This window comes from Ochrobactrum teleogrylli (assembly GCF_037482325.1).
GTDB lineage: Bacteria > Pseudomonadota > Alphaproteobacteria > Rhizobiales > Rhizobiaceae > Brucella > Brucella teleogrylli.
In genome coordinates, this window is record NZ_JBBHKQ010000001.1 from 3,500,001 (window position 1) to 3,525,364 (window position 25,364).

A 25,364-nucleotide genomic window follows, 5' to 3' on the forward strand; every position below is an offset into this window, starting at 1 on the left:
TCCAACGCAGACTCAGTGAAATTGAATTCCCCGTGAAGATGCGGGGTTCCTGCGGTTAGACGGAAAGACCCCGTGCACCTTTACTATAGCTTTACACTGGCATTCGTGTCGGCATGTGTAGGATAGGTGGTAGACTTTGAAGCAGTGGCGCCAGCCATTGTGGAGTCATCCTTGAAATACCACCCTTGCCTATATGGATGTCTAACTGCGGCCCGTTATCCGGGTCCAGGACCGTGTATGGTGGGTAGTTTGACTGGGGCGGTCGCCTCCTAAAGAGTAACGGAGGCGCGCGATGGTAGGCTCAGAACGGTCGGAAATCGTTCGTCGAGTGCAATGGCATAAGCCTGCCTGACTGCAAGACTGACAAGTCGAGCAGAGACGAAAGTCGGTCATAGTGATCCGGTGGTCCCGCGTGGAAGGGCCATCGCTCAACGGATAAAAGGTACGCCGGGGATAACAGGCTGATGACCCCCAAGAGTCCATATCGACGGGGTTGTTTGGCACCTCGATGTCGACTCATCGCATCCTGGGGCTGGAGCAGGTCCCAAGGGTATGGCTGTTCGCCATTTAAAGCGGTACGTGAGTTGGGTTCAGAACGTCGTGAGACAGTTCGGTCCCTATCTGCCGTGGGTGTAGGAATATTGATAGGATCTGTCCCTAGTACGAGAGGACCGGGATGGACGTATCTCTGGTGGACCTGTTGTCGTGCCAACGGCATAGCAGGGTAGCTATATACGGACGGGATAACCGCTGAAGGCATCTAAGCGGGAAACCCACCTAAAAACGAGTATTCCCTATCAGAGCCGTGGAAGACCACCACGTTGATAGGCCGGGTGTGGAAGTGCGGCAACGCATGCAGCTTACCGGTACTAATAGCTCGATCGACTTGATCACTCCCATTTACAATATCCATCAAGCTTCGCTTGACGAATACCAGCTTTAACTTCTGTCCTCACGCTGTCGCGGCTAAAGCCGCTTCGCTCCGGACAGGGCGCCGGACAACCGGCGGCACGCAGTCGCGTGCTTATTGTTTATCAGTGCAGAAAGAAAATAAGAGCAGAGGAAACAGTGAGCTAACATACTCCCTTACTGCCCTATTCCCCTACTCCCCTAATCCAGCTTCTCAATTTGTGTTCTTCGCCGACCTGGTGGTTATGGCGGAGCGGCTGCACCCGATCCCATTCCGAACTCGGCCGTGAAACGCTCCAGCGCCAATGGTACTTCATCTTAAGATGCGGGAGAGTAGGTCGCTGCCAGGTCTGCTAAGCACACAAATTAAAACATCTTCTCAAATCATACAAAACACCCCAAACATGCGATAATCGCCAAAAATACCCAACCGGTTCTAAAAAAATACACCCTGGCGCGGGGTGGAGCAGCCCGGTAGCTCGTCAGGCTCATAACCTGAAGGCCGCAGGTTCAAATCCTGCCCCCGCAACCAAATCATCACAAAAGCCCCGCATAAAACTGCGGGGCTTTTGGTGTTTTAAGGGCGAGTGGAAAGGAAGGGGAGGGCAGCAGCGGTCGAGGATGTGAAGTTTTACCTTGTTAGACCGGTACGAACCGCGATAAGCCGGTGACAGGTATCACACCTCAAGATGCATAATCTTATCGATCTCCTTCCGATGGGGACCGGTTATGCCCTAATTGGACAAGCACTATGACCACGCATACCACCGGCCACGGCCTCAACGACCTTTCCTCGCTCATTCAGCAACTCTCGGACAAGGCGGAGCCGAATCTGATTGAGATTCGTCGCGATATCCATGCCCATCCGGAAACCGGTTTCGATGTGGAGCGGACGGCGGGCGTGGTGGCGCGCGAACTGGAGCGTCTTGGCATTGAGCATGAGACGGGCGTGGGACGTACAGGTGTTGTCGGGTTGATCAAAGGTGGGCGCCCGGGGCCGACGCTGGTTATCCGCGCCGACATGGATGCGCTGCCCATCGAGGAGCAAACTGGCCTGCCTTTTGCCAGCACGCATCAGGGCAAGATGCATGCCTGCGGTCATGATCTCCATACGGCGACGCTGATCGGCATAGGCAGCGTACTCAAGGAAATCGCGCCGCGTCTCAGTGGCAATGTGAAGTTGATGTTCCAGCCAGCCGAAGAAACGCTGGAAAGCGGCGCCCGCGCCATGATTGCTGACGGTATTCTGGACGGTGTTGACTATGCGCTCGGTTTTCATAACCAGCCTGAAGAACCAACCGGCACCTTCACCTTCGTGGAGGGCGTGGCCAACGGCTCGTCGGACGAGTTCGACATCACCGTTCATGCGGCTTCCGGCCATGCGGCGCGTCCGCATCAGGCGGTCGATCCGATTGTCGCGACGGCGCAGCTGATCAATCAGCTGCAGACCGTGGTGTCGCGAGAAGTCGACCCGATGCACACCGCTGTGCTGACCATCGGCTCGATCCATGGCGGACACACGCATAATATCATCCCGGATGCGGTGACGCTGATGGGCACGGTTCGTTGTCAGGATGCCGCGACGCGCAATGTGGTCGAGGCTGCAGTGCGGCGCATCTGCGCCGGGCTTGAAGCCTCGATGCGGGTGCGCTGCGAAATCAATTATGTGCGAGGCGTGCCGTCAATGGTGTCCGATCCTTATTTGATCGAAACGACGGGCGCGGCCATTCGCGAACATTATGGCGATGTCTATTTCAAGCGTGGCGGCAGCCTCGGTTCGGAAGACTTCGCCCTGGTGGCTGAGAAGGTGCCGTCGTTCCAGCTGGGCATCGGTGCATCGCAGGAAGGCCGTAACGACAAGCTGCACAATTCCGATTATCAGCCCGACGAACGCTCCATTAAAAATGGTGTCGTTGCGCTTTCGCTGGCGGCGATCCGTATTCTTTCCTGATGCAAAAAAGGCGGCCATTTTGGCCGCCTTTTTCTTTTGAGATGAAGCGCGAGATCACGCGCAGAGATATTTGCTCGACAAAGCATGGATGTGATTGGTGCCGATACCGCAGCAACCGCCGATAATGCGTGCGCCGTTCTTCACCCAGCGCTGCGCCCAGCTGCCATAGGCATCTGGATCGAGATCGGCGCGTACTTCCGTCACCGTCGCATTGGCTTCTTCGTCGCCCTGCTGGGATGGAAATGCATTGGCATAAACGCCAACCGGAATGTCCTTGCCGAGTTCATCGAAGACGTTCTTTGCTGCCAGAATGGCGGCGTCCATCACTTCCGGCATGGCGCAATTGAAAAGTAGCGCTTCTGCGCCGAGCTCGGCGGCAAGACGCGCACCTTCGGCTACGGTTTCGCCTGAACGAAGCTGGGCCTCGCCCATATCTTCCGGCGCAACATCATCGCGCAGCGTATAGGACACCCAGAGCGGCTTACCGGTGCCGCGCGTGGCTTCATGAGCGGCTTTCACTTCCGCGAGGCTGCTCTGGGTCTCAGCCAGCCAGAGATCGACTGATGGCGCAAGACCGTCAACCAGAACGCCGAGCAGTTCGCCCGCACGCGCCGGTTCGAACAGGTCCGGCTGGTAGGAGCCAAAAACCGGCGGCAGCGAACCTGCCACCTTCACGTCGCGGTCGGAGGCATCGGCGGCTTCGCGGGCAATCGTGCCGGAAAGGGCTGCAAGTTTGAGACCCTCGGCTGCAAAGCGCTCTTCGCCGATATGGAATGGCACCACGGCGTAGCTGTTGGTGGTGATGACGTCGGCACCGGCGGCAATATAACCGTCATGCACTTCACGCACGAATTGCGGGCCTTCGATCAAGGCAAGCGCCGACCACTCCGGCTGGCGGAACGGCGCGCCGACGCGCTCCAGCTCGCGGCCCATGCCGCCGTCGAGAATGATTGCCTTCTTGCTCATAATGTCGTGTCCTTTCAGAGATTATTCTGTGCCGTGCAGCTCTCGTCCGGCAATGATGCCGTCGAGCCAGCCGGGTTCCATTTGCGGAACGGAAGCCAAGAGCTTGCCGGTATAGTCATCGAAGGGCGGCGTTAGCACACTGGCCTTCGGGCCATAGCGCACCACCTGTCCGCGATGCATGACTGCAATGCTGTCGGCAATGGCGCGCACGATGGCCAGATCGTGTGTCACAAAGAGATAGGATGTGCCGGTCTCGTTTTGCACCCTGCGCAAGAGATCGAGTATCCCTTCAGCCACTAGCGGATCGAGCGCCGAGGTCGGTTCGTCACAGAGCAACAGCTTTGGTCGTGCGGCAAGTGCACGCGCAATGCAGACGCGTTGCTTCTGGCCGCCGGAAAGTTCAGCCGGATAGCGCTCCAGCACGGTTTGCGGCAGCTCGATGCGATCCATCAGTTCGGCCACGGCCTTGTGCCGGTCGGCGCGACCCATGCCGAAATAGAACTGCAACGGGCGTCCGAGGATGTCGGCAATGGTGCGGCGGGGATTGAGCGCCAGATCGGGCAACTGGCTGATCATCTGGATATTGCGCAGCGTTTCCTTCGACCGGCCTTCAAGGCGCGGCGACAGAACGGCTCCGTCAAAGCGGATTTCACCGGCGATTGGCGGCAGAAGCCCGCAAACCACACGCGCCAGCGTCGATTTGCCGGAACCGGACTCGCCGACAATGGCGAGCGTACGGCCCTTTTCCAGCTCCAGCGAGATATCGCTCAGAACCGGATTGGCCGGGTCATAGGCAGCGCTGATCTTGCTGACGGTCAGGAGCGGTTCGGCGGTGAGCGGCTTGCCTTCCACTTCCTTCTGGCGCACGGCAACCAGCTGGCGCGTATAATCTTCGCGCGGCGCATCGAATATCTGGCGGACGGACCCCTGTTCGACCATGCGGCCATGGCGCAGCACCATGATGTCGTCGGCGATCTGGGCGACGACCGCAAGGTCGTGTGAGATATAAAGCGCCGCCGTGCCTGTGGTTTCGATGGCCTTCTTGATGGCGATGAGAACTTCGATCTGGGTGGTGACGTCGAGCGCCGTGGTCGGTTCGTCGAAAACCACCAGATCGGGCTTCGGGCAAAGCGCCATGGCGGTCATGGCGCGCTGCAACTGGCCGCCTGATACCCGATGCGGATAGCGCTCGCCGAAATGCTCCGGGTCGGGCAGGCCAAGCATGGCAAAGAGTTCTATAGCGCGCTTTCTGGCTTCCGCACGCTTCATCAGTCCGTGCCAGACCGTGGCTTCGATCACCTGATCGATCAGGCGATGGGCGGGGTTGAAGGCAGCGGCTGCCGATTGCGCCACATAGGCGACACGGCTGCCGCGCATGGCCTGCATGTCCTTGCGCGACAGCGACAGGATGTTGCTGCCGTCGAGCGTCACGGTCCCGCCGGTAATCTGCAAGCCGCCGCGTGCATGCCCAAGGGCTGCAAGACCGATGGTGGATTTTCCCGCGCCGGATTCGCCGATGAGACCAAGCACCCGGCCTTTGGCAAGGGTCAGGTCGACCTTGTCGACGACAAGGCCATCATCGGAGCGGATTTCCAGACCGGTGATTTTAAGCAAGGGTTCAGCCATTATCCTGCGCACCTCGCTTCAGGCTCGATGTGCGCTGCAAGACCCAATCGACGACGAAATTGACGCTGATCGCCAGCGCCGCAATGGTGCCGCCGGGAATGAGTGCGGCGAAGACGCCGAACATCAACCCGTCCTTGTTGTCTTTTACCAGACTGCCCCAGTCGGCCACCGGCGGCTGCACGCCAAGCCCAAGGAAAGACAGGGTGGAAAGAAACAGAATTGCAAAGACGAAGCGCAGCCCGAATTCGGCCAGCAGTGGCGACAATGCATTGGGCAGAATTTCGTTGAAGATGATCCAGCCTTTGCTCTCGCCGCGCAACCGCGCGATTTCCACATAGTCCAGCACCACCACATCCGAAGCGATGGCACGGCTGACGCGGAAAACGCGGGTCGCTTCCAGCACGGCCATCACGGCGATGAGCACGAACACGCTTTTCGGCAGAACGGCGAGTACCACCAGTGCGAAGATCAGGGTCGGGATCGCCATCAGCAGATCGTTGGCGCGCGACAAAAGCTGGTCCGGCCAGCCTTTGGAGAGCGCAGCAAGAAAGCCGAGCGGCACGCCGATTGCAAAGGCCACGATGGTCGAGGCGGCGGCAATCGATAGCGTTAGCCGCGTGCCCCAGATAACTCGGGACAGAAGGTCGCGACCGATATTGTCGGTGCCGAGAAGAGCTTGCGGCGAGGGGCCTTGCCAGACAGCGCCCACCACTTCCGAAATTGGATGCGGTGCCAGAAAATCTGCGAAAATGGCGACGAACAGGAAGAAGGCGATGCCGCCGAAACCGATGATCGCCAACAGCGGCGAAGACTGTTTGCGCTTTTTCATCGCGGGTGCCTCAGCCGTGGATTGGTCAGGATCACAATAACATCGGCGATGATGTTGAGGCCGATATAGACGGCGGCAAAGATCAGGCCACAGGCCTGCACCACCGGCACGTCACGCTTGGCAACGTGATCGACCATATATTGCCCCATTCCAGGATAAACGAAGATGACCTCGACCACCACGACGCCAACCACCAGATAGGCTAGGTTCAGCGCAATGACATTGATGACCGGCGACAGCGCATTGGGCAAAGCGTGTTTCAAAAGAATGCGCCAGCGCGGCAGGCCTTTCAGCTGCGCAGTCTCGATATAGGGCGACGACATGATGGACAAAAGCGAGGCGCGCGTCATCCGCACCATATGGCCGGTCACGGCGATCACCAGCGTCATGCAGGGCAGGGCAACAGCCGTCAGACGCTGCCAGCCGCTCATCGACGACGTGACGAGCGCGCTTGATGGCAGCAGGCCGAGCGAGATCGCCAGATAGGCGATCAGAATATAGGCTACGAAGAATTCCGGCAGCGATATGGTGGCAAGCGTTGCCACGGCAATGCCCCGGTCGATCACCGTGCCGGCATAGAGAACGGAAATCAAGCCGAGCAGCAGCGCCAGCGGTATCGCGAGCAGCGCCGACATGGCAGCAAGATAGAGCGTGTTCGACAGGCGCGGCGCGATGCTTTTGGCAATGTCCTGCCGGTTGGAATAGCTGCGACCGAGATCGCCTTGCACGGCATTGACCAGCCATTCGGAGTAACGCTGGATCGCCGGTCGCTCAAGGCCGAGTTCCTTGCGGATGTTTTCGACGGCCTGCGGGGTTGCCTGCTGGCCGAGCATGGCGGTTGCCACGTCGCCGGGCAGGATCTGCGTGCCCGCGAAAATGACCACTGAAATCGCCCAGAGCAACACGATACCGAGCAATACGCGCCGCACGATCAGCCCGAGAAGCGAGTTGCCGCGCAGAAAGCCACCGGAGCGTTTGCGTGAGGAAGGCCTATAGGCTCCCGCGACGGCGGCTTGCGCGTCGATATCGGGTCGCTCTGTCGGCATGTCTGTCATTCGTGGCTCAGTGTTGGGGCGTCGTTCTGCCCCGGAGAAAAGCTTGCGGCAAAAGGGGTCGCCCGGTTTTGGGACCTGCAACGTGTTAATGGTTCGCTGCGCCGCTGCCAAGCCCTGTTTGGGCTTCATTCTTATTTTCTATAAGTTTGCTTCCGGTTCGGAATGCGCCTCGAAGACGGGGAGGGCCTAAAAAGCAAAAATCCCGGACGAAGCCGGGATTTTGAGAACTGCCTTGCTGGAAACTGGAGCGGGCGAAGGGATTCGAACCCTCGACCCCAACCTTGGCAAGGTTGTGCTCTACCCCTGAGCTACACCCGCTCGCGCCAGTTTCGACTTGAAAGCGCTTCCGAAGGAAGTCGTTTCCGTCAGGCAGGCGGTATATGAACCAACGCATTGCAGATTGCAACAGGCAAATCGAGCCTTTCGATGGAAAATTTTTCATCGCTGTGGATGAACGAAATCATGCTCCCAAACGGTGAGCGCCGAGGCGCGAAAAGCTGATTACCGATGCAAACAGCGCAAAGCCCGAAGCGATGAACAGGATATAGGGCGAGCCTTCCACGCCCCATTGCGCCAGCAGGAACGCCACGAAGGCAGCCCCCAGCGACTGGCCGAGCAGACGAGCGGTGCCGAGCATGCCGCTTGCAGCGCCGGAGCGCGCACGCGGCGTCGAGGTGATCATCATGCGGTTGTTCGGCGCCTGGAACAGACCGAAGCCGATGCCGCAAATGGCCATGCGCCAGCAAATATCGGCAATCGTCGGATGGGCGGGCAACATGCCAACCAGCGCCAGCCCGGCAGCAAAAGTGATGAGGCCGAGCAGCCCGAGTATCGCTGGGGAATATTTGTCCGAAAGCTTGCCGGATAAAGGTGCGACCAATGCCAGCGCAATCGGCCATGGCATCATGAGAAAGCCCACCTCAATCGGCTTGAAGCCGAATACGGTCTGAAACAGGAACGGCAGCGAGATGAAGGCCATCATCTGCGCGAGGAACGACATGATTGACGTGCAGATCGAGAGCGTGAACACCGGAATGCGCAACAGATCGAGCGGCAGCAGCGGGTCTGTAGTGCGCAACGAGCGGCGTGTCAGTAAAATGCCCGCCACGAGACAGGCCACGGCCTGCAGCACGACGACAGTTTGACTGACCTCGTTGCCAGCACTGTCGATGGTCGTGATCAGAAGGCCGATGGTCAGGGCGCTGAGGATGGCGCTGACGACATCGAACTTGCGCGCCGAGCGCTCATTTTCCGGCAGGGTTCGTAAGCCCATCGCGACCGCTGCGATGCCGAGCGGAATATTGATGACGAAGAGCCACGGCCAGGTCAGCGAGGACAGGATGACGCCTGCAAGCGTGGGGCCGATGGTCGAAGAAACCGCGACAAAGAGGGCGTTGAGACCGATGGCAGTACCGAATTTGGCCTGCGGAACGGTATAACGCAACAGCGCGGTATTGACGCTCATCAGCCCCGCCGCGCCCAGTCCTTGCACGATGCGCGCAAGGGTCAGCGTTTCCAGCGAGCGCGCGAAGACGCAAGCCACCGATGCGACGGTGAACAGCGTCACGCCTGCCAGATAGATGCGGCGATAGCCGTAGATTTCGCCAAGCGCTGCCAGCGGCAACAGGCTGATAACGATGGCGAGCTGATAGCCGTTGACGATCCAGATGGAGGCGGCGGGCCCGGCGGCAAAATCGGCGGCGATTGTCGGCAAGGCGACATTGGCAATGGTGCCGTCGATGACGGCAAGCGTCAAACCGACCATCAAGGTAGCCCATGCCCAATAGATTCTCGGCTTGGGCAATCCGTCCGGTGCGACGGACGTGCCTTGCTTGATGACGGTTTCGTGCTTCATGTCATTGACCAGTCTGAGGGATGGCGCCAACCTTAACCCGAAAGGGAAGGTGAGCAAGCTATCTAACCCAAAAATGCCAGCCGAACATCGTTTTTGCCCGATAAATTCACCGGGTAACGCTATTGTGTGCCATTCGCTGGCGAAACCGGCAGATTCATCACCCGCGGATAATGGCGGGGATTGAAGCTCAGATAGAGCGGGCAGATCGCCGCGACCAGAACAAGGTGCAAGATCCAGCCGGAAGCAAAGCCGCCGGTGATATTATGAAGAAGCGCGGTTGCGACGGGTCCAAGTGCTGCAATCAGAAAACCGCCGCCTTGCATCATGGCGGCCAGAGCGCCTGCTTCCTCCGGTTTCGGCAAATGGTCGAGCGAGGTGATCATCGCAAGCGCGAAGCTGCCGCCGAGGCCGGCACCACAGATCGCCGACCACAGGACCGGTGAGATATCCGGCGCAAAGGCAAGCCCGGCAAATCCCACAGCCTGCATCAAAAGGCTGAAAAGCAGCCATGGGCGGCGGTCGGTGCTGCGTCGTGCAAGCATGGGCAGGGCGAGGGCGCTCAAAGCCTGCGCAATCGCCATGGTCGCGACAAGGCTGCCCGTCGCCGAGGCTTCAAGCCCGAGCGTCTGGTAATAAGGTGCAAGCCATGCAACCATTGAGGAATAGCCGGCATTGACGAGGCCGAATGCGGCCATCAGCGCCCAGGTGCGCGGACGCCGTAAAAGCGTAGCTGTAATGCCCGACTTCTGGCCTGCTGCTTTCGTTGTGCTTGGGGCCTCTTTCAGGATCGGCACGGCAGCGATCAAGGCGAGCACGGCAGGCATCGCCAACAAAGAGAGCGCATAGCGCCAATTGTGGGCGGCACCGGCAAACCATGGCGCCAATCGCGCACCCAGTGCACCCCCGCCCATGATGGTTGCGGAGTAAAGCCCGGTGATCGTGGCGATGGACGATGGAAATCTGGCCTTGATGAGACCGGGCATCAGCGCCTGTATCATGGCAACGCCAGCGCCGCAGAGAATGGCTGTGAATATCAGCGACAGGCCGTCCGGCACGATGCCGCGCAGCGCCGATCCGGCTGCGAGGATTGCGAGTGCTGCGAACATGCTTCGGCGCGTACCGAAAAGCGACTGGATGCGCGGCGTGACAAATGCGCCAAGCCCCATCAGCAGCATCGGCAGAAAAGTCAGGAGAGAAAGCGCGCCAAACCCCATGCCGGTATCAGCGGCAATCTCTGACAGAACCGGCCCGGGGCCCGTCAGGAAAGGCCGCAGGTTGAAACCGATCAGCGCGACGAGCGCGACAAGGGCAATGGGTGCGGTCCGGTTACCGCCGGTGCTGGCAGGGTTGCTGGGCATGATGAGACTTTACTGGGTGTCTGTCCGGTCCTGCCATGCGCGCAGCAGGCGTTCGCCTTCTTCCGACGGGCAATGTTCAAAGCGGATACCGGTCTGCGCGCTGACGGGCTTGGCCAGTTCAGCAGCGATTTTTGCGGTGGAAAGGCCATAGGATTCGGCCTGTTCGTTGGAATTGGCGAACAGGATTTTGTCCACGCCTGCCATGCGCATGGCGGCAAAGCACATGGGGCAGGGCTGGCCACTGGCATAGACGGCGCAGCCGTCGAGACGTGGCGATTGCAGGGCCTTGCCCGCCGCGCGCAGCGCCAGCAATTCGGCATGGGCCGTTGGGTCGCAATCGGCCTGCATGCGGTTGACGCCGGTGGCAATGACGTCGCCGTCCTTGACCACCACGGCGCCGAACGGGCGTCCGCCCTGATCGACATTGTCGAATGCCAGCGCTATGGCCTGATCGAGAAAGATCCGGTCGGTGTTCATTTCGCACCTGCCTTTTCGAGAAGGGCGACCATCGGTGCATAGCCGCGCTGGCGCGCATGCTGCAATGGCGTCACGCCGTCCTTGTCGGCGATGTTTACATCGGCACCGGCATCGATCAACTGCTTGACGATTTCGACATGGCGCTCGCCGCCATCGGCCAGAATGATAGCCTCCAGCAAGGCGGTCCAATGGAGATTGTTGACGTGATCGACATTGACGCCCGCCGCGATCAGCGTGCGCACCGTCTCGACATGGCCACGTTCGGCTGCCGGGATCAGAGCCGTTCCGCCATAGCGGTTGGTGCTTGTCAGGTCGGCACCGTGCGCCAGTGTCAGTTTCAGGATTTCCAGATGGCCGCGCGCGCCCGCATAAAGATAGGGGCTGTCATTGATTGCGTCCTTGGCATTCACATTCGCGCGCGCCTCGATCAAAGCGCGTGCGACATCGATGTGATTGGCATGGGTGGCGGCGAGGAGGGCCGTTTCGCCATTCTTGCCGCGCGCTTCAAGATCGGCTCCGGCCTTGATGGCGGCCTTCACGGCGGGGAGGTTGCCGGCGCTGGCTGCTTCGATAAGACCGGTTTCGGTTTGTGCGATGGCCTGATGGCCGGGCAAGGTGGGTTCGCTCATGACAATGGCTCCTGCAATCAATGCCAAGGCACTCAAGCTGAATAATGTTCGGCGCATTTACGGCTCCCTTGGTTGATCGTTTTCATACAGCTTGCCAGTTCTATTTGAAAATTAAATGTTGAACTGATATCCAGTGGATTTATGAATACTATCTTCAATCTCGATCTGATGCGGGCCTTTGTGGCTGTCGTCGATAGTCGCAGCTTCACGGTTGCGGCGCAGCAATTGCATTCGACGCAATCGACCATCAGCCAGAAGATATTGCGGCTGGAAGAGGTGGCGGGGCAGGCGCTGCTGGAGCGCGCACGCCGCGATGTGCGGCCCACCGATGCCGGGGAAAAGCTGCTCGGTTATGCGCGGCGCATGCTGCATCTCCATGACGAAGCCGCTGCCGCCATGACCGGCAGTGCGCTTGCAACAGTGTTTCGTCTGGGACTACCGGAAGATTTCGCGTCGCGACTGGTCACGCCTGCCCTGGCGGCTTTCATGCGCGAGCATCCGAACATCAAGCTGGAAGTGACGAGCGGTCTCAGCCGCGACTTGCAGAAAGGTTTTGAAACGGGTGATTTCGATCTCGTCATGGTCAAGCAGAAGCGCGGCGAGACGGCAGGCAAAATGCGCTGGCCCGAACCTTTGACATGGCTGGAGAGTGCGGACTTTCCCGTGTCGTCAATGTCGCGGCTTGAGCCGCTGCCGCTAGTCGCCTTTCCGCCGAACGGGCTTTATCGCAGCGACATGATGGAGGCGCTCGACCGGATCGGCAGACCGTGGCATGTGGTGTTCACCAGCTCCAGTCTGGTGAGCATTCAAAGTGCTGTGGCGGAGGGGCTTGGCGTCAGCCTGTTGCCGATGCGCGTTATGCTGCCCGCCCACCGCGCCGTGCCGGAGCTTGCGGGCCTGCCTGCGGTCGAACCGATGGAAATCGTCATCCGGCACATGGATCACGGCCCCGAACAAATCCGGCAACTGGCAGGGATACTAGCCGAAACCGTCGAAAACTGATGATGACCGTTTGAAGAAAACGACCGGGCGTGCCAACCCGACGCAATTTATCCGGTCAGCACACCTTCCAGAAATTTTCAGTCGTCAACAGTCTCCAATCTTTTCAGAAAAGTCGTTGAAATTCGGATTGACCGATTTTGTATCCAGGATATAGTTTGCGAAAAGTTGGGAGGCTTTTCGATTGGCGGCTTATGAATGGCGTAGTCAGACCCGTTTGCTGGACGAAGTGGCAGAGGCGCTTCGGGAGCGAATCTATGCGGGCGTTTATGCGCCGGGCGCGATCCTCCGGCAGGAGCATATAGCCACCGAATTCGGCATCAGCCGCACGCCCTTGCGGGAAGCCTTGCGTGTTCTGGAGCGCGACGGGCTGGTCATCCACCTGCCGGGCAGGGGGGTGCGTGTCGCCTCCGCCGATCTCACCCGCCTGATCGATGCCTATGCCGTGCGTGAAGTGCTCGATGGTGTTGCCGCACGCTTTGCCGCTGAACGGGCGAGCGATGCGGATATCGCCAGGCTGCGCACCCATGTCGCGGGTCAGTCGGCAGTAGTCGATCCGTGGGATGCCAAAGCCTATACCCAGTCCAATGTCGATTTTCATATGGCGGTGATGAACACGGCGGGTAATGCCTCGCTGATCGCCTTCGTGCCGTTGTTGCGCATGACATCGCAGGTTTTCGCGCCATCCTTTTCGCTATCGGTAGATCGTGCACGCGATGCAATCCGCGAACATGGCGCGATTGTTGAGGCCATTGCCGCGCGCGATGGCGAGCAGGCTGAGCGGCTGGCGCGGGCGCATATCCGCGCCACCACTGCAAGATTGGAGGCGGAACAGCCTCTTCGGGAGAATGAAGATGAAGCATGAGAACCAGACGGGAGGAGCGGGCTTGCTCCGTTACGGCAATTTTATCGCGGGTCAGTGGCAGGATGCGGCTGGCGGCGAGCATATCACGGTCAAGAACCCTTCCGATGGCAGCGATCTGGCGCTGATTGCGCGCGGCACCAAGGCCGATATCGATCAGGCTGTAGCAGCAGCCCGCAAGGCGCTTTCCGGCGACTGGGGCAAGCTGACCGCGACCGAGCGCGGTCGTGTATTGCATCGCATTTCGGAAGAAGTGCTGAAGAATATCGACCTCCTGACGGATCTGGAATCGAAGGATGTTGGCAAGCCGGTCGGCCAAGCCCGCGCCGACGTGGTGGCGCTGGCGCGTTATCTCGAATTCTACGGTGCATCCGCTGACAAGGTGCATGGCGATACGCTGCCCTATCAGAACGGCTTCACGGTTCTGTCGATCTATGAGCCGCACGGCGTCACGGGCCATATTATTCCGTGGAACTATCCGATGCAGATTCTAGGGCGCAGCCTTGGCGCAGCATTGGCCATGGGCAATGCCGCCGTGGTCAAGCCTGCCGAAGAAGCCTGCCTGACCATTCTCGAATTTGCGCGCATTGCCGAAAAGGCCGGTCTGCCGAAGGGCGCGCTCAATGTGGTGACCGGGCTTGGCGCGGAAGCGGGTGCAGCACTCTCCGAACATCCCGATGTCAACCACATCTCGTTCACGGGATCGGTGCGCACCGGTGAAGCGGTACAGGCCGCAGCAGCGAAGAACACTGTGCCGGTGACGCTGGAACTTGGCGGAAAATCGCCGCAGATCGTTTTCGCTGATGCCGATCTCGACCGCGCTTTGCCGTTTCTGGTCAATGCCGGCATTCAAAATGCCGGTCAGACCTGCTCGGCTTCGTCGCGCATCCTCGTTGAGCGCAGCATTTACGAAGATGTTGTCGCGCGCATGAGCGAACGCTACCGCGCATTGAAGGTTGGCCCTGCAAGTGCTGATCCGTCCGTCGGTCCGGTGGTGTCGCAGCGCCAGAAGGCGATTGTCGAAAGCTATCTGGATCTCGCCAAGGAAAGCGGACTGGCCATTGCCGCGCAAGGTGTGCTGACCGAAGACGCGCCGGAAGGTGGGGCCTATGTGTTGCCAACGCTGATCCGCGACGTGCCTGCCGATCATCGTCTGGCGCAGGAGGAAATCTTTGGTCCGGTGCAGGTTATCCTGCCGTTCGATACCGAAGAGGAAGCCATCGCCATTGCCAATGGCACGTCCTACGGTCTCGTTTGCGGCATCTGGACCAAGGATGGCGGACGCCAGTTCCGCCTCGCCCATGCGATCCATTCGGGGCAGGTGTTCATTAACAATTACGGCGCTGGCGGCGGTATCGAACTGCCGTTCGGCGGCGTGAAGAAATCCGGCCATGGCCGCGAAAAAGGTTTTGAGGCGCTCTACGGGTTTGCCTCGCTGAAGACGATTTCCGTGTATCACGGTTAAGGAGAAGCATAGTGTCGCTTGAAGGTAAGGTCGCGCTCATTACAGGAGCAGGTTCGGGGTTTGGCGAAGGCATGGCGAAGCGCTTTGCTTCAGGCGGCGCAAAGGTCGTCATCGTCGACCGCGACAAGGCAGGCGCTGAGCGCGTCGCAGGCGAAATCGGCGATGCGGCGCTGGCCGTGGCTGCCGATATTTCCAAGGAAGCCGATGTTGATGCAGCGGTGGAAGCCGCGTTTTCGAAATTCGGCAAGGTCGATATTCTCATCAATAATGCCGGTATTGGCCACAAGCCGCAAAATGCCGAACTGGTAGAGCCGGACGAGTTCGACCGCATTCTCGGCGTCAATGTGCGCGGCGTCTATCTGATGACGCGCAAGCTCATTCCGCATTTCAAGGGTAATGGCGAAGGCGTTATTCTGAACGTCGCCTCGACCGGCGCTGGTCGCCCGCGCCCGAATCTCGCCTGGTACAATGCCACCAAGGGCTGGGTCGTTTCGGTCACGAAGGCGCTCGCCATCGAGCTTGCACCGTCGAAAATCCGTGTTGTGGCGCTGAACCCGGTTGCCGGTGAAACGCCGCTTCTCACCACGTTCATGGGTGAGGACACGGAAGAAATCCGCAAGAAATTCCGCGATTCTATCCCGATGGGCCGCCTGTTGAAACCTGACGATCTGGCTGAAGCGGCGGCTTTCCTTTGCTCGCCCGCTGCCTCTATGATTACCGGGGTTGCGCTCGACGTGGATGGCGGGCGCTCGATTTAAATCCAGAAAGGTTGTAGGGGAACCATGGGTAAACTGTTTAAAGCCGGGCTTATAACGGCTGCAATGCTGGCATCGATCAATGGTGCGTTTGCAAAAGATACGCTGGTGGTCGGCGAAGTGCTGGAGCCGCCGGGTCTGGACCCGACCGCCAATGCCGCCGCCGGTATCCGGCAGGTTACCTATGCCAACCTTTATGAGGGTCTGGTGCGCATTGTCGAGGACGGCACGGTGAAGCCGCTTCTGGCTGAAAGCTGGACCGTCTCCGACGACAAGAAGACCTATACGTTCAAGCTGCGTCAGGGCGTGAAGTTCCATGACGGCACGCCGTTCGACTGCTCGGTGGTAAAATTCTCCTATGAGCGCGCCGTCGCTCCAGATTCCACCAATGCGCAGAAGGGCCTGTTCGCGCCGATTGAAAGCACGCAATGTCCCGATCCGGCGACCGCCGTTGTGACGCTGAAGCGCCCGACCTCGAACTTCCTGTTCAATATGGGCTGGGGCGACGCGGTGATGGTCGCGCCGAATTCGGCTGGCGACAACAAGACCAAGCCGGTCGGCACCGGTCCTTTCAAGTTCAAGCGCTGGGTGCAGGGCGACCGCGTCGAGCTGGAGCGTAATGCGGATTACTGGGGCGAGCCTGCAAAGCTCTCCGCCGTCACCTTCCGCTTCGTCAGTGATCCGTCGGCAGCGGCAGCAGCCATTCTTGCCGGTGACATCGACGTGTTCCCGATGTTCCAGGCGCCGGAGCTGATCAGCCGCTTCAAGAGCGATGACAAGTTGCAGGTTGAAGTGGGCGATACGGCGGGCAAGGTTCTGCTGTCGCTCAACAATGCCAAGGCGCCGTTCGACAATGTGAAAGTGCGTCAGGCGCTGGCCCATGCCATCGACAGCAAAGCGCTGATCGAAGGCACCTATTCCGGTTTCGGCACGCCGATTGGTTCGCATTATTCGCCGGTCGATCCCGGCTATGTCGATCTCTCGCAGACCTATCCTTATGATCCGGCCAAGGCGAAGCAACTGCTGGAAGAAGCTGGCGTACCAGAGGGCACGTCGATCACCATCACGCTGCCGCCACCGGCCTATGCGCGGCGTGGCGGCGAGATCATTGCGGCGATGCTGGCCGAGGTCGGCATTCAGGTCAATCTCGTGCCGATCGAGTTTGCGCAGTGGCTGGATCAGGTGTTCAAGCGGTCGGATTTCGACGCGACGATCATCGCCCATACCGAAGCGCGCGATCTCGATATCTATGCCCGCGACAAGTACTACTTCAACTACAATAACCCGGATTATAAGGCGCTCTACAAGTCTTATGCCGAGGCTGGCAGCGACGAGGAACAGCTGGAACTCGTCAAGAAGTTGCAGGAAAAGCTGGCCGCCGACGAGCCGAATGTCTTCCTCTATGCGCTGCCGAAAATCGGCGTCTGGAATAAGAACGTCAAGGGTCTGTGGAAGAACATGCCGATCCCGGCTGACGATCTGACCCAGGCTTACTGGGCCGAATAAAAACCTCCGCCCCGGCGCTTTGGCAACGGGGCGGATATCATAACGAATGCCGTGCGCCCCATAAAGATAAGGGGAGGGCGTATGGTGAGTTGGAATGTGGAAAGCGGATATCCGTCTTTTCAAGGAGGTCGTTTTGCTGGCTTATATATCCGGGCGTTTGGTCTCGCTCTTGCTGACGACGCTTGCGGCTTCCGTCATCGTCTTTCTGTTGATGCAGGTGCTGCCGGGCGACCCGGCAGCGGTCATCCTCGGCATCAATGCGCAGCCTGAAACGCTGGCCGCGCTCCATACGCAGCTCGGCCTCGACCAGCCGATCTGGTGGCGCTATCTCACATGGATCGGCGGTTTTCTTAAAGGCGATTTCGGCACGAGCTATACCTATTCCGTTCCGATCAGCGAACTGCTCGGACCGCGCATCATGGTCACGCTACCGCTGGCTCTTTTGTCGATGGTTCTGTCGGTCGCGGTCGCCATTCCGGTGGGGGTCTATGCGGCTTCGAAGCGCGGCAAGACTGGTGATGTGCTGTCCATGGGGGTGGCGCAGGTCGGCGTCGCCATCCCGAATTTCTGGCTCGGCCTGCTCCTGATCCTGCTGTTCGCCTTGCAGCTCGGCTGGTTTCCGGCCTCGGGCTTCGCGGGTTGGGAGGGCGGCTTCTGGAACGGCATCCGCTCGCTGTTTCTGCCCGCATTGGCACTGGCGCTGCCGCTTGCCGCCATTCTGGCGCGTGTCACCCGATCCGCCGTCATCGAAACGCTGGGTGAGGATTTCGTGCGCACCGCGCGTGCCAAGGGCCTGACGCGCAAGTCCGCGCTTTGGCGTCATGCGGTGCCCAATGCACTGATTCCGGTCGTCACCATCATCGGCCTGCAATTCTCCTTTCTGCTGGCGGGAACCATCATCATCGAAAACGTCTTCAATCTACCCGGCCTTGGACGACTGGTGTTTCAGGCCATCGCGCAGCGCGATCTCGTCACCGTGCAGTCGCTGGTGACACTGCTTGCCGCTTCCGTTATCGCGGTCAATTTCATCGTCGATCTTGTCTATGGCTTCATCGATCCGCGCCTTTCGACGGGAGGCAGCCGATGAGCGACACGCAAATTCTGCCGAAGCCCGGCATTTTCCGAACGGTGCTTTTGAGCCGCAGCCTGACCATCGGGACGCTGATTACGGTTATCCTCGTTGCGATGGCGCTCATCTCCTTTTTCTGGACGCCCTATTCGCCGACGGCGATGAATTTTCGCGACAAGTTGCAGGGGCCGAGCCTCAATCATCTGTTCGGCACGGATAATTTCGGTCGCGACGTGTTTTCCATGATCATGGTCGGCGCGCGCAATTCCATCGCCGTGTCGATCATTGCCGTGCTTGTCGGTGCCGGGATCGGCATTCCGCTGGGCGCTTTCGCGGCGGCACGCGGCGGCATGGTGGACGGTTTCGTCATGCGCATGACCGATCTGGCTTTCGCCTTTCCCGCGCTGCTTACCGCCGTCATCATCACGGCGGTCTTCGGTCCCGGTGCGGTGAATGCGATGATCGCCATCGGCATTTTCAACATTCCGGTCTTTGCCCGTGTCACACGCGGCGCATCGCTTGGGCTTTGGAAACGCGAATATGTGCAGGCAGCCCGTTGCGCTGGTCGTGGCGATGTGTCGATCACGCTTTTGCATGTGCTGCCCAATATCAATCATGTGCTGATCGTACAGGCGACGATCCAGTTCGCGCTCGCCATCGTTGCCGAGGCGGGCCTTTCCTATGTCGGTCTTGGCACCCAGCCGCCGATGCCAAGCTGGGGCAAGATGCTCAACGACGCACAGACCTTTATTTATGACGCGCCATGGCTCGCCATTTTCCCCGGCCTCGCCATCACGTTTGCCGTGCTTGGCCTCAACATGCTGGGTGACGGACTGCGCGATGTGCTCGACCCGCGCGTGCGGAGGCAGAGATGACAGCACCCCTTCTTGAAATGGACAATATGTCCGTCGAGCTGCCCTTCGGCACTCGTTCCGCAGATATTGTCTCCGGCATCACGCTGACGCTGAACCGTGGCGAACGCCTCGGTGTCGTTGGTGAATCCGGTAGCGGCAAGTCGATCACCGCGCTTGCCGCCATGGGCCTGCTGCCGGAACGGATGCGTGTGCGCGGCACGTTGCGCTTCGACGGTCAGGACCTTGCCGCCACGCCGGAAGCGGAACTGTGCAAAATGCGCGGACGGCGCATGGCGATGATCTTTCAGGAGCCGATGACGGCGCTCAATCCGGTCAAATCCATCGGCGCGCAGATTGCCGAAGGCCGCCGTCTGCATTTGGGCGAAAGCCGTGCGGATGCCGAGCGTAAAGCGCGCGAACTGCTCGACCGCGTTGGCCTGCCTGCGCCGCGCTTCAATCTCGATCTTTATCCACACCAGCTTTCGGGCGGGCAACGCCAGCGTGTGATGATCGCCATGGCGATTGCCTGCGAGCCGGACCTGCTGATCGCCGATGAGCCGACCACTGCACTCGACGTGACGGTGCAGGCGCAGATCCTTGATCTGATGGACGAACTGATCGACGAAACCGGCACGGCGCTGATGCTGATCACCCACGATCTCGGTGTGGTTTCGGAAATGACCGACCGGATAGCCGTCATGTATGCGGGCCGCATCGTCGAGACCGGACGCACGCAAGCCGTGTTTCAACGCATGGCGCATCCCTATGCACGCGGGCTGTTTGCAGCCTCGCCGCATGGCGCCGCCCTTGTGCGCAGTCACGCGACGGGCAAACGCCAGCGCCTTGCCGCCATTCCCGGCGTGGTGCCCGATCCGCTGGCGCGCCCGCCTCATTGCACCTTCGCCGACCGTTGCGCCTTTGTGCAGGATGATTGCCGAAAGGTGATCCCCGGGCTGGACTTCATCGCGGAGAATGACGGCATCGTGCATCGCGCCGCCTGCCTGCATCCGCGAGACGGCGAGGTGCTCGCATGAGCCAGATGATTTTGCAGGTGCGCGATGTGGTGCGTGAATATCAGCTTCCGCGCGCGTCGTTCTTTTCGAGGCCGGGCTCCTTGCGCGTGTTGCATGGCGTCAATGTCGAGATTGAAGCCGGTCAGAGCCTTGGTATTGTCGGCGAAAGCGGTTCCGGCAAATCCACGCTGGCGCGTGCGGTGATGGGGCTGGAGCGACCGCAGTCGGGGCAGATTCTCGTCAACGGGCAGGATATTTACGCTCTCGACCGCGCTGGTCTGCGCGAGGCGCGCAAAGGCTTTCAGGCGATTTTTCAGGACCCCTATGGCTCGCTCGATCCGCGCCATACGGTGAAGCGGATTATTTCCGAGCCGATTGTGTCGCTTGAAAGCGGCACGAGCGCCAAAGATCGCGACGACCGTGTGGCGGAAGTGCTGGAAGCGGTCGGCCTGCCCAAAGCATCGGCGGAAAAATATCCGCATGAGTTTTCCGGCGGGCAGCGCCAGCGCATAGCCATTGCCCGCGCTTTGATCACCAGACCGGCGCTGATCGTGGCCGACGAGCCGGTCTCCGCGCTCGACGTTTCCATTCAGGCGCAGGTGTTGAATCTGATGATGGATTTGCAGGAAAAGTTCGGCCTTTCCTATCTCTTCATCAGCCATGATCTCGGTGTGGTGCGCGCAATTACCGACCGTGTTGCCGTGATCTATCGTGGCAATATCGTCGAGCAGGGACCGACCAATGCGGTGTTCGACAATCCGCAACATGACTACACGCGGGCGCTGGTCGATGCGGTGCCAAAACCTTTTTCCGGTCGCCGCAAGCGCGTGCGGCGATCCGATTCCACACTGAAATTGCCTGAGTGATTTGAGGAAATATCCAATGTCGAATCTTGCCGATTTGTCAGCCGTTGAACTCGTGTCCGCCTATCAGGCGAAGTCGCTTTCGCCGGTCGAAGTCACGGAAGCCGTCATCACCCGCATCGAAGCCTATGAGCCGAAGCTGAACGCGCTTTGGGCCTATGACCCGGATGCTGCGCGGGCGGCGGCCAGAGCTTCCGAAGCGCGCTGGGCGAAGGGTGAACCGGCAGGCCCCATTGATGGTGTGCCGCTGACGATCAAGGAAAACATAGCGACCGAGGGAACGGCGGTTCCGCTTGGCTGCGCGGCGCTGCCGCTGAAGCCTGCCGCCGCTGATGCCCCACCTGCGGCCCGTACCCGTGAGGCTGGCGGCGTGCTGCTCGCCAAGACGACCATGCCCGATCTCGGCATGTTGTCTTCGGGGCTGTCGAGCTTCCACAAGCTTGCGCGCAATCCATGGGACCTCGGCACCAATCCGGGCGGTTCAAGCGCCGGTGCAGGCAGTGCCGGTGCCGCTGGTTATGGTCCCTTGCATATCGGCACCGATATTGGCGGCTCTATCCGCCTGCCGGCTGGCTGGTGCGGTCTCGTTGGATTGAAGCCGTCCTTCGGGCGTATTCCGATTGATCCGGCATTTCTCGGACGTGTTGCCGGTCCGATGACCCGCACGGTTGCCGACAGCGCGCTTTACATGTCGGTGCTGTCGCGTCCGGACCGTCGCGACGCCATGAGCCTGCCTTATCAGGACATTGACTGGATGGACCTTGATATCGACGTCAAGGGCCTGAAAATCGGTCTCTGGCTCGATGCCGGTTTCGGCGAGCCGACCGGCGATGAAACCCGCGCCGCGGTGGAAGCAGCCGCGAGAGCTTTCGCCGATGCGGGCGCAATCATCGAGCCGGTTGCGCCGTTCCTCAATCGCACCATGATCGACGGTCTCGACCGCTTCTGGCGCGCGCGCTCCTGGGCCGATGTGAAGAAGATGACGCCGGAAAACCGCGCGAAAATCCTGCCTTACATCTATCAGTGGACCGAGACCGCCGAAGGCTTGAACGGCGAGGAGGTCTATTCCGGCTTCGCGCAGATCGACGCAATGCGCCATACGGCGCTCGCCGCGTCCAAGGATTTCGACTTCATCATCTCGCCGACTGCTCCAATGCCGACCTATCCGGCGGAATGGGCATCGCCGATCAACGATCCGCAGCGTCCGTTCGAACACATTGCCTTTACAGTCGCTATGAACATGTCGGAACAACCGGCGATCTCGATCAATTGCGGCTATACATCGACGGGCCTGCCGATCGGCCTGCAGATTTTCGGCCAGCGTTTCGATGATCTGGGCGTGTTGCGGATGGCAAAAGCGTATGAGGGGATGCGGCCTGCGCAGAAGCCTTGGCCGGTTCTCGTCTGATCCATAGAGGCGAGATGATCGCCAACCCCGCATCCCTCACCCTGAGGAGGCGCGAAGCGCCGTCTCGAAGGGCGAGGAGCGGGGCTGCAAGGCCAAAATTTTGTCCCGTCTCATCCTCACCCTTCGAGACGGTGTCCTTCGACAAGCTCAGGACACCTCCTCAGGACGAGAGGGGACGCTGAGCGGCCCTTCTTATCTGTTGGGCCTGAGCGGCGCGCGTTCCTTGTAGCGGTCCACGGCGGTGAGCTTCTGGATCAGCGGCTCGGCGTCGCGCCAGCCGTAAATCTCGGTGCGCAGATAGTCGAGTTCGGCATCGAGTTCGTCTTCGCCGATTTCCGTCCACCAGGATTTTGGGCGACCGTCGCTACCGTCCGACCAGCGATAGCGGCGCTCCTTCAGCTTGTCCTTCATTTCGAAGGGGCTGTTTTCGGCATAGATGCGCAGGCGCGATTTCTGGCTGGCTTGCAGCAGTTCGGCAAAGGGCGTCATATCGCCCGACTGTTCCTTCAGTACTGCGAGCAGCGCCTGACAATCATCCTCGGCGCGGTGCCCATTATGGAAATACCCGCTCTGGCCGATCAGATAGCCAAGCTTGGTGCCTTCGAAACCGCGTCCGGTCCAGTCGATTTCCTTGACAGAACAGGCCCACGGCTTGTTGGCGAAGACCGGTGAGAACCGCTCCAGAAACGGACGGTCGAAACCGGCATTATGCGCGATGATCAGATCGGCATCGGCGATCAATGCTTCCAGCTCCGCCAGCGGGATCGTCTGCCCCTTCACCATCTCATCGGTGATGTTGGTGATACGGGTAATGTCTGCCGGGATCGGCTTTGATGGTTCCTGCAAAGCGCCGAAGGTGGCGCAGACATCGCCAATCGAGCCGTCATCGGCGTAGCAGAAGGCGACGGCGCCGATTTCGATGATTTCTTCCTGCGCGGCATTCAGTCCGGTCGTTTCCGTATCCACGACAACGCCAAGGCGAGGGAAGGCCATTCTGTCGGCATCAGGCACCACAGGCAGAGGATCGAGCCGTTGCAAAATGCGATAACGCCCGCTGTCGTTCAGCTGACGCACCATTTCCGCCTCGTTCAAGGCAGGTGCTTTGCCGATGTCGCGCTTCGGTTTCGCGCGGGCAGGACGCAGCTCCGCCCGTTCTTCCCCAGCCTTCGCAGCGGGAGTAAAAAGGTCGAACTGGTGGCGCATCGAAATTCTCCAAACAGAGCGTCACCGGCCAGATTGAGGCCGGACCCGCTCGAATAGCATGGGCACAGGATGACATTTAGCCTTTTCCAGACCAAGCCTTCATTCGCATTAGTAACAGGTAATAATGGCCGGAAATGGCTTCAAGCGCATGCTGTTTGACTTTCGCGAGCAATAACTGGGGATAAACATTATGCGCCTATTTAAGAATAGAATTCAGCTTTTGCGTGGAGGTCATTGTTTGCAATTTTATATTAGCGCTTCCTTTATTTAAATAAGTGAATATTTTATTCTGTAACTATTAATTGTGCTACAAAAGTTAATTTGACTCATATGTGCAATTGCACTTCCAGATGGGCACCACTACTTGTTGAATTATAATTCAATCGATTTTTGGTTCGGCTTCTCGTGAAAATTGTTCCATCTTTGCTGATCATGCTGTTTGCGGTCGCGATGTCGAGTCTATGGGTGCTCGACAGGCGGCGGACGCATATGCTGCTGTTCGGCCTGAGCTTTGCAGCATTTTCGCTGGGGCATTTCGTACAGATTTCACCATTTCTGCCCAATTTGCGCCATACATTCCTTTTGGCAATCTTGCTGCAATTTGCGGCTGGCTGGCTGTTCTGTCAGGCGGTAATGGTGCGGCTGGGGCGCGGCTTTCCGCCGAGAATCGCGTCGCTGATCACCCTTTCGACGCTGGCGGTTGTCGGCCTCCTTGCATGGTATGGCGCGATCTACAGCTATCTGGTCGTTGCTGCCAATATCGGCCTTGGAACGCTGGCCGCTCTTTTGTGTGTGTATGCCCGGCGCGTGCCGGGCGACCGGTGGGTGGAATCTGCGCTGCGTCTGGTGCTGGTGCTGCTGGCGGCGCATTTCTTCCTGCGCAGTGTCTTCACGATCATCATGCTCGATGATGTGTTGAGTTCCAGGCAATTGCTGTCCTTGCCTTATTGGTCATGGGTGACGGTGGCTGCGTCGATGGGCGGCGTGCTGCTCGGCCTGTTCATTCTGACGGTGGCCGCGCTCGATATCATCGACAAATTGCGCAATGAACGCGATGCCGATCCGTTGACGGGCCTTCTCAACCGGCGTGGCATGGAACAATGCGCAAAGCGCGCGCTGGCGCAGGCTCCGCTGGACGCGACCCATGCGGTCATCATTGCCGATATCGATCATTTCAAGGCGATCAACGACCAGTTGGGCCATGCGACCGGTGACCGGGTGCTGGTCGAGTTTGCGCATCTGCTGCAGTCGCTGGTCGGAAAGGACGCGCTTGTCAGTCGTGTCGGCGGCGAGGAATTCGTTCTGCTGGTCGCGGGCAGCGCCCAATATTGCGAACGCTTCGCCAAGCGACTTTGCAACCGGGTTGCCCGTCATGACTTTGCGACGCTGCCCAGTGGTCGTCATGTGACATGCAGTTTCGGTGTCGCCATGCTGCGTCGCGACGAAACCTTATGGCAAACGGTGTCCCGGGCCGATCTTGCCTTGATGCGCGGCAAGCATCGCGGGCGCAATCGCACGGTGACCGAGGGCAAGGAATTCCCCGAAATTTCGGACGATACGCCGCCCCCTTATCGCCTGACGGGTTGATGAGGCGTTCCTCTCCGCGAGAGGAATTATCAGACGGACGCCGTTCGTAAAGACTTTGGTTACCATAATTCGCCATGCTGGAAGCGACCATTGCGGTCACTGCTTTGCTTCGGCCACTGCTTTGC

General features: G+C 59.5%; 21 protein-coding genes, 2 tRNA genes and 2 rRNA genes (1 of these 25 only partly in view). 15 read left to right on the top strand and 10 right to left on the bottom strand.

Annotation, left to right across the window (positions count from 1 at the left end):
* From WIX40_RS16375 to WIX40_RS16390, 4 genes are all read left to right on the top strand, one after another.
* A 23S ribosomal RNA gene (locus tag WIX40_RS16375) occupies window positions 1-894 on the top strand; it begins 1,919 nt to the left of the window's first position.
* A 250-nt stretch (window positions 895-1,144) separates the two neighbouring features.
* Window positions 1,145-1,259 (top strand): 5S ribosomal RNA (gene rrf / locus WIX40_RS16380).
* A gap of 105 nt (window positions 1,260-1,364) precedes the next feature.
* A tRNA-Met gene (locus WIX40_RS16385) sits at window positions 1,365-1,441 on the top strand.
* Window positions 1,442-1,660: 219 nt separating this feature from the next.
* Window positions 1,661-2,860, top strand: coding sequence for a M20 metallopeptidase family protein (locus WIX40_RS16390; protein WP_339440679.1), 1,200 nt, complete (start codon window positions 1,661-1,663; stop codon window positions 2,858-2,860).
* A 54-nt stretch (window positions 2,861-2,914) separates the two neighbouring features.
* Here WIX40_RS16390 and WIX40_RS16395 read toward each other — a convergent pair whose 3' ends face one another.
* The 9 genes from WIX40_RS16395 to WIX40_RS16435 form a co-directional block, all read right to left on the bottom strand.
* Entirely contained in the window at window positions 2,915-3,826 is a 912-nt protein-coding gene (locus tag WIX40_RS16395; RefSeq protein ID WP_339440681.1) for a homocysteine S-methyltransferase family protein, read from the bottom strand.
* A gap of 21 nt (window positions 3,827-3,847) precedes the next feature.
* On the bottom strand, window positions 3,848-5,452 hold the full coding sequence (locus WIX40_RS16400) for an ABC transporter ATP-binding protein (RefSeq protein ID WP_339440683.1): 1,605 nt from the start codon (window positions 5,450-5,452) through the stop codon (window positions 3,848-3,850).
* Window positions 5,445-6,281, bottom strand: a complete 837-nt coding sequence (locus WIX40_RS16405) for an ABC transporter permease (RefSeq protein WP_339440685.1) — start codon at window positions 6,279-6,281, stop codon at window positions 5,445-5,447. The genes WIX40_RS16400 and WIX40_RS16405 overlap by 8 nt, the downstream gene beginning before the upstream one ends.
* Window positions 6,278-7,327: an ABC transporter permease gene (locus tag WIX40_RS16410; RefSeq protein WP_371834152.1), complete on the bottom strand. Its 1,050-nt coding sequence runs from the start codon at window positions 7,325-7,327 to the stop codon at window positions 6,278-6,280. The genes WIX40_RS16405 and WIX40_RS16410 overlap by 4 nt, the downstream gene beginning before the upstream one ends.
* A 252-nt stretch (window positions 7,328-7,579) precedes the next feature.
* Window positions 7,580-7,654 (bottom strand) — tRNA-Gly (locus WIX40_RS16415).
* Between the two features lie 142 nt (window positions 7,655-7,796).
* Window positions 7,797-9,191, bottom strand: coding sequence for an MFS transporter (locus WIX40_RS16420; RefSeq protein WP_171319875.1), 1,395 nt, complete (start codon window positions 9,189-9,191; stop codon window positions 7,797-7,799).
* A gap of 119 nt (window positions 9,192-9,310) precedes the next feature.
* A complete protein-coding gene (locus WIX40_RS16425; protein WP_339440688.1) occupies window positions 9,311-10,549 on the bottom strand; it encodes a cyanate transporter in 1,239 nt (412 codons plus the stop codon).
* A 9-nt stretch (window positions 10,550-10,558) separates the two neighbouring features.
* Complete coding sequence (locus WIX40_RS16430) at window positions 10,559-11,026, bottom strand: nucleoside deaminase (RefSeq protein WP_339440690.1); 468 nt, start codon at window positions 11,024-11,026, stop codon at window positions 10,559-10,561.
* Window positions 11,023-11,655: an ankyrin repeat domain-containing protein gene (locus tag WIX40_RS16435; protein ID WP_339440692.1), complete on the bottom strand. Its 633-nt coding sequence runs from the start codon at window positions 11,653-11,655 to the stop codon at window positions 11,023-11,025. Before WIX40_RS16435 ends, WIX40_RS16430 begins: the two co-directional genes overlap by 4 nt.
* 141 nt (window positions 11,656-11,796) lie before the next feature.
* On the opposite strand from WIX40_RS16435, the gene WIX40_RS16440 reads away from it, so the two are divergent.
* The 10 genes from WIX40_RS16440 to WIX40_RS16485 all read left to right on the top strand — a co-directional run bounded on the left by WIX40_RS16440 (window position 11,797) and on the right by WIX40_RS16485 (window position 22,449).
* Window positions 11,797-12,657 (top strand): LysR family transcriptional regulator, encoded by an 861-nt coding sequence (locus WIX40_RS16440; RefSeq protein ID WP_339440694.1) that lies wholly within the window; start codon window positions 11,797-11,799, stop codon window positions 12,655-12,657.
* 181 nt (window positions 12,658-12,838) lie between these two features.
* Complete coding sequence (locus WIX40_RS16445) at window positions 12,839-13,519, top strand: GntR family transcriptional regulator (RefSeq protein WP_105542576.1); 681 nt, start codon at window positions 12,839-12,841, stop codon at window positions 13,517-13,519.
* On the top strand, window positions 13,509-14,981 hold the full coding sequence (locus WIX40_RS16450) for an aldehyde dehydrogenase family protein (protein WP_171319866.1): 1,473 nt from the start codon (window positions 13,509-13,511) through the stop codon (window positions 14,979-14,981). Before WIX40_RS16445 ends, WIX40_RS16450 begins: the two co-directional genes overlap by 11 nt.
* Window positions 14,982-14,992: 11 nt before the next feature.
* Window positions 14,993-15,739 (top strand): SDR family oxidoreductase, encoded by a 747-nt coding sequence (locus WIX40_RS16455; RefSeq protein ID WP_121538871.1) that lies wholly within the window; start codon window positions 14,993-14,995, stop codon window positions 15,737-15,739.
* Window positions 15,740-15,763: 24 nt separating this feature from the next.
* Entirely contained in the window at window positions 15,764-17,242 is a 1,479-nt protein-coding gene (locus tag WIX40_RS16460) for an ABC transporter substrate-binding protein (RefSeq protein ID WP_339440697.1), read from the top strand.
* A gap of 133 nt (window positions 17,243-17,375) precedes the next feature.
* Window positions 17,376-18,329, top strand: a complete 954-nt coding sequence (locus WIX40_RS16465; protein WP_140026192.1) for an ABC transporter permease — start codon at window positions 17,376-17,378, stop codon at window positions 18,327-18,329.
* Window positions 18,326-19,186: an ABC transporter permease gene (locus WIX40_RS16470; protein ID WP_109369690.1), complete on the top strand. Its 861-nt coding sequence runs from the start codon at window positions 18,326-18,328 to the stop codon at window positions 19,184-19,186. The genes WIX40_RS16465 and WIX40_RS16470 overlap by 4 nt, the downstream gene beginning before the upstream one ends.
* Window positions 19,183-20,199, top strand: coding sequence for an ABC transporter ATP-binding protein (locus tag WIX40_RS16475; RefSeq protein ID WP_339440699.1), 1,017 nt, complete (start codon window positions 19,183-19,185; stop codon window positions 20,197-20,199). The genes WIX40_RS16470 and WIX40_RS16475 overlap by 4 nt, the downstream gene beginning before the upstream one ends.
* Window positions 20,196-21,044, top strand: coding sequence for an ATP-binding cassette domain-containing protein (locus tag WIX40_RS16480; RefSeq protein WP_109369688.1), 849 nt, complete (start codon window positions 20,196-20,198; stop codon window positions 21,042-21,044). Before WIX40_RS16475 ends, WIX40_RS16480 begins: the two co-directional genes overlap by 4 nt.
* 16 nt (window positions 21,045-21,060) lie before the next feature.
* Window positions 21,061-22,449, top strand: coding sequence for an amidase (locus WIX40_RS16485; protein ID WP_339440702.1), 1,389 nt, complete (start codon window positions 21,061-21,063; stop codon window positions 22,447-22,449).
* Between the two features lie 192 nt (window positions 22,450-22,641).
* Here the strand turns inward: WIX40_RS16485 and WIX40_RS16490 are convergent, their stop codons facing one another.
* Window positions 22,642-23,652: a 3'-5' exonuclease gene (locus WIX40_RS16490; RefSeq protein ID WP_140026176.1), complete on the bottom strand. Its 1,011-nt coding sequence runs from the start codon at window positions 23,650-23,652 to the stop codon at window positions 22,642-22,644.
* A gap of 450 nt (window positions 23,653-24,102) precedes the next feature.
* On the opposite strand from WIX40_RS16490, the gene WIX40_RS16495 reads away from it, so the two are divergent.
* Window positions 24,103-25,239: a GGDEF domain-containing protein gene (locus WIX40_RS16495; protein WP_339440703.1), complete on the top strand. Its 1,137-nt coding sequence runs from the start codon at window positions 24,103-24,105 to the stop codon at window positions 25,237-25,239.
* Window positions 25,240-25,364: the final 125 nt, after the last annotated feature.